At 52.3% G+C, this 10,417-nt stretch carries 7 protein-coding genes and 2 pseudogenes; 8 read left to right on the top strand and 1 reads right to left on the bottom strand.

All coding sequences use genetic code 11. The features are described 5' to 3' along the window. Window positions 1-311: 311 nt before the first annotated feature. Window positions 312-617 carry a transposase gene (locus JUK32_RS07855; protein WP_204138301.1) on the bottom strand — a complete coding sequence of 102 codons (306 nt, stop codon included), beginning with the start codon at window positions 615-617 and terminating at the stop codon, window positions 312-314. Between JUK32_RS07855 and JUK32_RS28680 the strand changes: the two are divergent. From JUK32_RS28680 to JUK32_RS07815, 8 genes and pseudogenes are all read left to right on the top strand, one after another. Beyond that, window positions 592-830: pseudogene (locus JUK32_RS28680) on the top strand (GAF domain-containing protein); the annotation flags it as partial. The gene JUK32_RS07855 and the pseudogene JUK32_RS28680 sit on opposite strands and share 26 nt — an antisense overlap. A 1,247-nt stretch (window positions 831-2,077) precedes the next feature. Then, window positions 2,078-2,281: an NblA/ycf18 family protein gene (locus JUK32_RS07845; protein ID WP_204138300.1), complete on the top strand. Its 204-nt coding sequence runs from the start codon at window positions 2,078-2,080 to the stop codon at window positions 2,279-2,281. A 203-nt stretch (window positions 2,282-2,484) separates the two neighbouring features. Then, a pseudogene (locus JUK32_RS07840) lies at window positions 2,485-2,739 on the top strand (rhodanese-like domain-containing protein); the annotation flags it as partial. Window positions 2,740-2,966: 227 nt separating this feature from the next. Beyond that, window positions 2,967-4,898, top strand: coding sequence for an ATP-dependent zinc metalloprotease FtsH (ftsH, locus tag JUK32_RS07835; protein ID WP_204138299.1), 1,932 nt, complete (start codon window positions 2,967-2,969; stop codon window positions 4,896-4,898). Between the two features lie 28 nt (window positions 4,899-4,926). After that, window positions 4,927-5,223 (top strand): P-II family nitrogen regulator, encoded by a 297-nt coding sequence (locus JUK32_RS07830; protein WP_204138298.1) that lies wholly within the window; start codon window positions 4,927-4,929, stop codon window positions 5,221-5,223. A gap of 70 nt (window positions 5,224-5,293) precedes the next feature. Beyond that, on the top strand, window positions 5,294-8,113 hold the full coding sequence (locus tag JUK32_RS07825) for a cation-translocating P-type ATPase (protein ID WP_204138297.1): 2,820 nt from the start codon (window positions 5,294-5,296) through the stop codon (window positions 8,111-8,113). Window positions 8,114-8,245: 132 nt separating this feature from the next. Continuing rightward, the gene (locus JUK32_RS07820) at window positions 8,246-9,064 is read left to right on the top strand and encodes a prohibitin family protein (protein WP_309224511.1); all 819 of its coding nucleotides are present in this window, start codon (window positions 8,246-8,248) and stop codon (window positions 9,062-9,064) included. Between the two features lie 282 nt (window positions 9,065-9,346). Further along, window positions 9,347-10,168 carry an FkbM family methyltransferase gene (locus JUK32_RS07815; RefSeq protein WP_204138295.1) on the top strand — a complete coding sequence of 274 codons (822 nt, stop codon included), beginning with the start codon at window positions 9,347-9,349 and terminating at the stop codon, window positions 10,166-10,168. The last annotated feature ends 249 nt before the right edge of the window (window positions 10,169-10,417 follow it).

Genomic DNA, 10,417 nt, shown 5'->3' with positions numbered 1-10,417 from the left:
GCCCTTTAAATGGAACTATTCGGGCAAGCCTTTGACCTCATAATGGCTATGGTTATTTATGCCGTCGAGTACTAGTTGCTCCTTTCTGTGGAGATAGCGGCAGGCTTTGAAGCGTTGTTATCCTCAGGATTTTCCTGAATATTCTTTAAAATTGTCGGGCTGTTCTAGCCGCTATTTCTCAATGAGTTAGAGGACAATTGCGATCGCATATCTGCGTATTAGTTGACTGATAACTCCTCCATTAGAAGATCACAATGCCAGTTGAACTCAGGACGGATCACCACATCGAAGGCTGATTGACTGACAAAAGATTAGTCCGGAGGCGGATACCTGAAGGTTTGAACCTTGAACTCCAGGCGACAGAGGCGTTTGTGATGTTGCGGTCTCGAAGCCATGTCGGGGTCGGGGTCGCGATAGGAGCGGAACCTGACCCGACGAATTAAGCGCCACCCGTGGTTAAGCGCGGCTTTGACCCATTCCCAACCGATGCGAAAGTAGCTGTTCCCGCGAAACCAGTGTGTATCGACCCACCGCCGTTTGCCAGCGGCGACGACGGTAGTACCTTGAGCCGTTACGTACAGCGTCGAGAGGGCCAATATCGAAACCGAGCCGATCACCGAGTGCCACCATGACTTTCTCCGCGATCTGCAGGTCAAAGCCAATCTGGTGGGGTGGTACCGGTGCTGATTCCTCTGGGGCTCTGGGGTCTACTTGTCGCCCATCATTGCCAATCGCCACGAACCTGGAGCGAGAGCGATATTCAGGCCATGCAGCAAGGGGCCGAAAAATTAGCGATCGCCCCCTCCATCCGGGATGCCCATGTCACGTAGCTCGCCATCGCTACGCCGCTAGCCCGACCAACGCTCTTCATTGATGCTCAAGTATTGTGTGGTATTTGACCAATTCAATCAGTAAATAGAATATTGACTCCCCAAACTGAGTTTAGGGACAACTTGGTCACAAGACTCAATCAGTCGGGGCTCATCATTGTGACTGTCGCCAATCAGCTAATCTCGACTCCAATTCTTTAAGAGTCTCAACTTATGAGCATTATCCTGCAGTCCATCTCGTTGGGGATGAGAGGCGCTATCTCACCCCCAACGAGATGGATCAGATCAAAGATTCTTAACCAGTGGCGATCGCCGCAGATAGTTGGCAAAAACCTTAATCCTAGAGGCCAGATCACCTGAGTTTAGGATCAGGACTTTTAGCAAAATTCGGCCCTTAGAAGCGGTAGTAGCGTGGATTAAGGTGCGGGATTTGCCAGTCGGCCAGCCCCATGCTACCCGCTTTCGTGGCTTGCCCCACGGTTAATCCACGCTACGAGTCTCATGTGAAGCTGGTGTTAGATAACAGGTGGCAGAAACTCAATCAAAGGCTAATGATTGCTTGAAAATTAGTATTGAGTATTGAGTATTGATCTGACTGATCGTGGGTAGTCAGCTTCAGATATTCATTTAGAAATGGTTTAGGCTAATTAATAAGAGCTATAATGAGAACACCCCCAGCGACAACGCTACACGTTGCGAGGCTCCATTATGGACGCCAGAGAAATTCTCCAAAATATTCCACTCCAAAAAGAGATTTCCGATCCCAAGGCTTGAAGCATCTAGTTCACGCTCGCGTCGTCTTAAATGGTGCTGATTTTGCTGATTGCTTTTAGTAACTTTCAAGAGTGGACATAATGACTAAAGAGAAAAAAGGTAATAAAGAAGCTAAGAAACCGAAATCGACTGATAAGGTTGCCAAAAAGCAAAAAAAAGATCCGAAAAGACATGACGGTTTGACTTAAAGTAGATTAGCCAACAATTTTTTCTAGGTGATTGGCGATCGCGTCACCAATGCCTCCTCCTCTCAGTAATGTTTGGTTAAGTGACTCTACAGCGCTAAATTGTCGCCCAAAAACACTAATTGCTGCTGTGTGGAAGACGCTGTTTCGTTCATTAGTTTGTGCGAAAACTAGGTTTCTAACCATGCTAGCCCGATACTCTAGGAATGCTGTCGTGGATCTCTATGGCAAGCAATTTGCCTGGGATATTCGGGTTTTTAAGCTTTATGTTATAAAACTTGGAGCGTCATGAATCAGCACGTAGAACTTACGCTGGAACAAGAGTTTAGACTTCGAGAGTTTGCTCATAAGGTGCAGCAGATGTCTCTTAATCAGGCTCAGTCATTCTTAATTGAGCAACATCGCAGCATGTTGATTCAGAAGGTGATCTTCCAACAACTGCTAAAGCACGAGTGGAATTTAGACGCCGATGCCGATCTGGCGGTTATTTAAGTTCATCCTTCGGAGTTTAGAGTTATTGGCCTGCTATGCCGGACTCGTCTTCAGGGTTAGCAAACGGGTCTTTGAGCATTATTTGAGCGCCCCACGACTCCGCGTTTCACTCTTTATTTTGGATGCTCATGACCTAACTTTTTCGATTCATTTCGCTTCCTAAAAAATCAGAATCAAGTAAATGTTGAGGCCTCAAAAATCAGCTCGATTGGGGCGAATCAGCCCTGCTGATCATCAGTATTAGAGACCGACAGGCCTTTAATGCCCGTCACATTGTGGGAGCGATCGCGATGCCGATCGCTGAACTAGTGAGTCGCGTCCAAGCTAGTTTTGAATGCGTCCGAGACATTTATGTTTACGGGGAGACCAATGCCCAAACGGTTGAGGCGGCTGGCCAATTACGCAACGTCGGGGATCAACACATTGCTGAACTTACGGGCGGCCTCACTGCCAGGTAAAAGGCTCAGCATCCCATGGAGGGAGTTTCAACTTTTTTGATTAAGTCCTGAGTCGCAGACATAAACTGCGGCTCCCACTGCTTGACCGCATTAGTACTGAGAGTTTCTCGTTATAAGCATTTTGGAAGTGGGTTGGATTTTGGTGTCATCGTTCATCAAATCAAACCAGAAATCAAACAGTACACTGTCACGTTGGAAGCAGAATCCACAATTTATGGATCAACAAAATGCCTGTTAAAGACAAGCCCACAACTCCCCGTTTCCGTCCTTTTAATAATATTTTTCTCATCCTGGGCGTGATATTTTTGGTGGCCAATTTTATTGTGCCGTCGATTTTGGGGCCGCAAGTACCTGCTGTTCCCTACAGCCTATTTATTCATCAGGTGCAAGAAGGGCAGGTTGACCGGGTGCAAATCGCTGAAACCCAGATTCGCTTTCAGCTCAAGCCAGACGCCACAACCAGCTTAGACGGGGGAAATGAGCCCGGTGCCCAGGTATTTTCCACCACGCCCATTTTTGACCTGGGGCTGCCCAAGCTGCTGGAAGAACAGGGGGTGGAATTTGCCGCTGCGCCGCCGTCCCAAAGTGGTTGGATTGGCAATGTCTTGAGCTGGGTGATTCCGCCGCTGATTTTTGTCGGTATCTGGCAGTTTTTTATGCGCCGGGGCAGTGGTGGGGGCGGTGGCCCGCAGGGGATGCTCTCCATTGGCAAAAGCAAGGCCAAAGTGTACGTCGAAGGGGAAGCCGCGAAGACCACCTTTGCCGATGTCGCTGGGGTGGAGGAGGCCAAGGCCGAACTGGTGGAGATTGTGGATTTTTTGAAAACTCCAGGTCGCTACACCCAGATTGGCGCGCGCATTCCAAAAGGGGTGCTGCTGGTGGGGCCACCGGGCACGGGCAAAACCCTGCTGGCAAAAGCCGTCGCGGGAGAAGCGGGGGTGCCCTTTTTTAGCATTTCCGGCTCGGAATTTGTGGAGATGTTTGTGGGGGTGGGGTCGTCGCGGGTGCGAGATTTGTTTGAGCAGGCGAAAAAGCAGGCACCTTGCATTGTCTTTATCGATGAGCTGGATGCGATTGGGAAGTCTCGCAGCAGCAATGGCTTTTATGGCGGCAATGACGAACGGGAGCAAACCCTGAATCAATTGCTGTCGGAGATGGATGGCTTTGCCGCTGAGGATGCCACGGTGATTGTGCTGGCGGCCACCAACCGTCCCGAAATTCTCGACCCGGCGCTGTTGCGGCCGGGGCGGTTTGACCGACAAGTGCTCGTCGATCGCCCCGCGTTAGCCGGTCGCGAAGCGATTCTCAAGATTCATGCTGAAGCGGTGAAGCTGGGGGACGATGTGGATTTGCGCGCGATCGCCACCCGCACTCCCGGATTCGCTGGGGCGGATCTGGCCAATCTGGTCAACGAAGCCGCGTTGCTGGCGGCCCGTAACGATCGCCAGGCAGTGGCCCAGGCTGACTTTGCCGAAGCGATCGAGCGGGTGGTCGCCGGGCTCGAAAAGAAAAGCCGTGTGCTCAACGACAAGGAAAAGAAAATCGTCGCCTACCACGAAGTCGGCCATGCCCTGGTGGGGTCGCTGATGCCGGGGAGTGGCAAAGTCGAGAAGATTTCCATCGTCTCGCGCGGCATGGCCGCCTTGGGTTACACCCTGCAACTGCCCACGGAAGATCGCTTCTTGATGGATGAAGCGGAATTGCGGGGCCAAATTGCCACCCTGCTGGGGGGGCGATCGGCGGAAGAAATCGTCTTCAACAGTATCACCACCGGAGCCACGAACGATTTGCAGCGGGCGACGGATCTGGCTGAGCAAATGGTTACGACCTTTGGCATGAGTCAAGTGCTGGGGCCATTGGCCTATCAACAGGGGGCGCGGCCCATGTTTCTTGATCAGGGTATGCCCAACGCCCGCCGCTCCATGAGTGAAGAAACCGCCCAGGCCATCGATCGCGAAGTTAAGGAAATTGTGGAAACCGCCCATCAGCAGGCGTTAGCCACCATTCGACACAATCGCGACCTGCTGGAAACCATCACCCTACAACTGCTAGAAACCGAAGCGATCGAAGGCGAAACGCTATATCAGTTGCTGAATCAGGTGCAGGCGGCTCCGGCTGCGCCCCACTCCCACGTCCCCCCACTTTCTCATCATTCCTAATCACAACCCAAGGTTGTTGGAGGTTTTTATGGCTACGTTAACGAAAGGTACCCTCGTCACCATTATTGGCGAAGCGGTGTTGCAAGAGCGCTTAATTCATCTGTTCACCCAGCTCAAAGTCTCGGGCTATACGCTAATTCCCGCGAAGGGTGCGGGCAGTCATGGCAAGCGCATGGGCGATATTGCGGGCTACAACACCAATATTGAAATCAAGACCATCGTTTCCGCCACCATTGCGGATCAAATTATGGAAGCCCTGAAGCCGTTTCAGGCAACCCATGCGTTGATCGCCTTTCGGCAAGAAGTGGAAGGGTCGTTTGATTAGGGGGCAGTCACCCGCTGCCCCCCTCGAAAGCCTTGCTCAGACTGAACTTTTATCCCCATAGGCATCCCTCATGAGCGACTGGTACAAGCTGCACACTTCTGAGGTGCTACAGCAGCTAGATACGGATGTTGCGCAGGGCCTGGGCCAAACAGAGGCCATCCATCGTTTACAACAATACGGCCCAAACGAGCTGACCGAGCAGCCGGGGGAGAGCCTCTGGCAGATCTTGTGGAAGCAACTCCGGGCCACCATGGTTGTGGTGTTGATTGTGGCGGCGCTGATTTCTTTGGCGTTGCAAGACTACATCAACGCCACGGCGATTTTTGCCATCGTGGCTTTTAATGCCATTTTGGGGGTGCGGCAAGAGTATCAGGCGGGGCAAGCGATCGCCGCCCTCAAAAAGCTCGCCGTTGCCACGGTGAAAGTCCGGCGCGACGGTCACGTGCAGGAAATCTCGGCACGACAACTCGTACCCGGCGACATTGTGCTACTGGAAACCGGCAACTTGGTGGCCGCCGACTATCGCTTATTAGAAACCGCTAATCTCCGCATTCAGGAATCTTCCCTCACGGGCGAGGCCGAACCCACGATTAAACAAAGTCAGCCTTTAGAACGGGGGCCATTAGTCGGTAAATCTCAAGTTGAAGTGGCTCTGGGCGATCGCCCCACGATGGCCTACATGGGCACGACGATCACCTATGGCCGGGGCTTAGGCGTCGTGACGGAAACCGGCAACCAGACTGAGCTGGGACAGATCGCGATCGCCATTCAAACCGTGCAGCCCAAGCCCACCCCCCTAGAGCAACGGCTGGATCAACTCGGCAGCCGGTTAGCCATCATCACCATCGGGCTGGTGGCGATCATTTTTGGGTTAGGGCTGTTGCGGGGAGAAGCGCTGTCGCTAATGTTCCTGGTGGCGGTGAGCTTGGCCGTCGCTGCGGTGCCTGAAGGGTTGCCCGCCGTGGTGACCATCACCCTGGCCCTCGGGGCCAAACGCATGCTGAAGCAACAGGCCCTGATCCGCAAACTCCCTGCCGTCGAAACTCTGGGCTCTGTCGCCGTGATTTGCTCCGATAAGACCGGCACCCTCACCGAAAATCGTATGACGGCCACCTTTCTCGCAATTGACGGGCATCGGGTTGATTTAACGACGCCCTTAGGGCGGGCAGGGCTAGACACCTACGACGACCTTTCGGGGGTGCTGCAAGCCGAACCCTCGCTGACTTGGCTGCTGACCGGGGCCGTCTTGTGCAACGATGCCATGCTGGAACGCCATCCCCAGATGCCCCATCAGGTGCATACCGTGGGTGATCCCACTGAAGGGGCACTGGTAATGACCGCCGCCCGTTTGGGCCTCAGCAAAACCACCCTAGAACAAGCCCTGCCTCGTGTGGCCGAGCGCCCCTTTGAGGCCGATCGCAAGCGCATGACGACGGTGCATCAGTTGCCCATTTCCCCGACCCCCCTGCCGGCGGCCCTGACCCTTCTGGTTTCTGAGTTATCGAACGTCAGCGATGCCACGGCGATCGCCTTTACCAAGGGCAGCGTGGATAGTTTGCTGGCGGTGGCTAGCCATGTCTGGGTCAAAGGCCACTCTCATCCCCTTGACCGGGCGGTGCGGCAACAGATTTTAGCCGACAATGACCAACTGGCCCGAAACGGAATGCGCGTCTTGGGCGTTGCCTTTCGCCTCCTCAATGCTCCAATTATTGTGGATAGCGATGGCAACCTACCGGGGGGGACCATGCTGGAAACAGATCTGACGTTTATCGGCCTGGTGGGCATTATTGACCCGGTGCGGCCAGAAGTGAAAGCCGCCGTGCTGACCTGCCAAGCCGCTGGCATTCGCCCCGTCATGATTACCGGCGATCACCCCCTGACGGCTCAATCCATCGCGCGGGAATTAGGGATTGTGCCCAACGAAACGATTCTCACCGGGCCAGAGTTATCCCAACTGTCTAGCAGGGCGTTGCAGCAGCACGTGGACGAGATTTCCGTTTATGCGCGGGTGTCGCCGCAGCATAAGTTAGACATTGTGCAGGCGCTGCAAAGCCAGGGCCACATTGTCGCGATGACGGGAGATGGGGTGAACGACGCCCCGGCCCTCAAACAAGCCGACATCGGTATTGCTATGGGTATTACCGGTACCGATGTCGCCAAAGATGCCGCCGACATGGTGCTGCTAGACGATAACTTTGCCACCATCGTTGCGGCGATTCGCGAAGGGCGCGTCATCTACGACAATATCCGCAAGTTCATCAACTACACCCTGACGGGCAATGCGGGAGAACTCTGGGTGATTCTGCTAGCGCCTTTTTTGGGCATGCCGCTGCCGCTGATTCCCCTGCAAATTTTGTGGGTGAACTTGCTGGCCGACGGGTTACTGGCCCTGGCCTTGAGCGTGGAACCCCCGGAGCGGGCCATCATGCAACGATCGCCCCGGCCCCCCACCGAGAGCATTTTTAGCCGCGGTGTGGGTTGGGGCATTGTCTGGGTGGGGCTATTGCTCGGGTTGATATTGCTCGCGATCGCCTACGGCTACTGGTCTACCGGACAGGCGACCTGGCAAACCATGGTGTTTACTACCCTGGCTCTATCGCGCGTGTGGTTGGCAGAAACCATGCGATCGGAACGAGATTCCCTGTTTCAGCTGGGGCTGCTTTCCAACCGCCCCCTATTAGGCGCAGTGGCCCTCACCATCGGACTGCAACTGATCGTGATCTACAGTCCAGTATTGCAACCGATTTTTCAAACGACCGCCCTGTCTGTCAGGGAGCTGGCCATTAGCCTGGGGTTGAGCACCGTGGTCTTTTGGGCGATTGAACTACAGAAGTGGTGGATCCGCTACCAGCCGCGTACCCGTAAACCAGCCCCCGTTCTGAACCCATGACGAATTAGCCGCGATCGCGCGATCGGCGTTCTATTCCTGGCTTACACTAGAGTCCTGATGCAACGAATTCATTTAAGCGAAACTTAAGGCCAATCATTGAAAAATTCAACTGCTTTCAACACAAAGCTCTTAGTGCCGCTTATCTTAGCTGCCTTCATTGCTTTTTCAGGACTGAACTGTTTTGTTGTCCTCAATCCTGGTCAAGCAGGGGTTCTCAGCATTTTAGGAAAAGCTAAAGATGGCGTGTTATTAGAGGGAATTCACTTCAAGCCGCCATTCGTTTCTATAGTCGATATCTACGACCTCACCGTACAAAAATTCGAAGTTCCGGCCCAAAGTTCGACCAAAGATCTACAAGATTTAACGGCCCGATTTGCGATTAATTTTCGTCTTGATCCGCTGGCTGTTGTCGAAATTCGCCGTACCCAGGGAACCTTGGCGAATATCGTTTCTAAGATTATTGCGCCCCAAACTCAGGAATCCTTTAAGATTGCGGCGGCCCGACGAACCGTCGAAGAAGCGATCACCAAACGCAACGAACTCAAGCAAGACTTTGACGAGGCACTTAGTCAGCGCTTAGACAATTATGGCATTCTCGTTTTAGATACCAGTGTTGTTGATCTGGACTTTTCCCCCGAATTTGCTAAGGCAGTGGAAGATAAGCAAATTGCTGAGCAGCGAGCCAAACGGGCGATTTACGTAGCGCAAGAAGCGGAGCAAACTGCCCAAGCGGATATCAATCGAGCCAAAGGTAAAGCCGAAGCCCAACGCCTGCTCGCAGAAACCCTGAAAGCCCAAGGGGGACAACTGGTTTTACAAAAGGAAGCCATCCAAGCTTGGAAAGAAGGCGGGGCACAAATGCCCAAAGTCTTAGTCATGGGCGGTGATGAGCCAGCGCGTGCGCCTTTCCTATTTAATATGAGCAATGTTGAGCAATCTCGTGGGAAGTAGTGCTTTTCTCTTGATTTAGGCAGGGGTGTTCCAGAGGTTGGTAAATGTGGCGGTCCTTCGTTTAGTGTGAAATAAGCCCAGATAGAAACCGGAGATCCTAGATTTCCGTTTTGATTCAAAAAAACCACACGACTTCAGGGAGAATCGTAAATGTGTTGTTGGATTTTCATGTGCATCACGTTCAAACAAAACGGCTAAAACTTGATAAAGTCAAACGGTAGCCAACAACTTGTCTAAAAAGTTTTCGTCAATTCACTACACAAGAGAGTATCAACCAATATCATGCGCGTTGAAGCTTGTTGTGAAGCACTATTAAGGCAGCTTCTACCAATCTTAGACCCCCAGCAAGAGGGCCTCTGTTTCGATGTAGGAGTCGGTACATTTGCCCTCTATTGCGAGCTGTTTGCCAAGCTTGGATTTACCACTATTGCTGTGGAGCCGCTGCCTACTGACCGATTACGCGCTGTCTGTAACCGAAACTCCATCCAACTGATTGAGCAATGTTTATCAAGTGATACGGGGCAGCAGACGCTACACATTGGCCAATTTGCTGGACTAGAAAATACTAACTTTAGCTCCCTTGATCCAGACTGGTTTGGCTCGTCAAAAAACACCATAAAAGTCAATACCATGGATCTAAATGGTTTATTGCGCACAGTAGGGGAGCACCCGATCACCTGCTTGAAGTTGGACATTGAAGGCTGGGAACCATTTGTCATCGCCCAACTGGAAAAAATCAATCAAGCTCAGCTACCGAAATTAGTGATGTTTGAATATGGTGGAGGTGGTTATCGACATCAATATAAAAAAGGATGGTCAGAAAAATTTTCCAGCGGCACCTTGCGCTGTTTAAGAACATTACAAGACCTCGGATACGGCCATAGCATCATGGTTGACTACGCTGATGGCTCAAGGGTAAAGCTATTTGACTTGCAATGCATCGATCTTAGTTCTGAGACCCCTTTCTACAGAAACAGTGTCTATGGCAATATTCTGACATTCTTGGAATACCGCTTGAATAGTGTTGATGTTGACTCGATTTGTGCACCGTATCAAAAGGGGTTGATTCACTCGCTAGTGGGAAAACTGCTCGCAGGTATGTAGTAGTTGCGAGCTCTAATGAGTGAACGAGTTGGCAACCTAATGCATCTCTAGCCCCCCAGCATCATTGGTAGGCACGCCACTGTCAACGGAGATGAACGCTACGCCAACGCTGTGACTAGTGCAGCGTCAAGCCTAAAACTTAGGGCTTGCTCCTGGAGGGAGCCCCTGCGTGAACGCTCACTGGTGCAGAAAAGTTTTGGGAGCAAAGTATCGGTAGTCTCATCGTGAGAAAGTCGTCACTTTCGAGAA

It is taken from the genome of Halomicronema sp. CCY15110 (assembly GCF_016888165.1).
Taxonomy (GTDB): Bacteria; Cyanobacteriota; Cyanobacteriia; order Phormidesmidales; family Phormidesmidaceae; genus Halomicronema.
The sequence above is the reverse complement of the archived record's forward strand: the minus strand, read 5'-3'. Positions and strand labels throughout refer to the sequence as shown.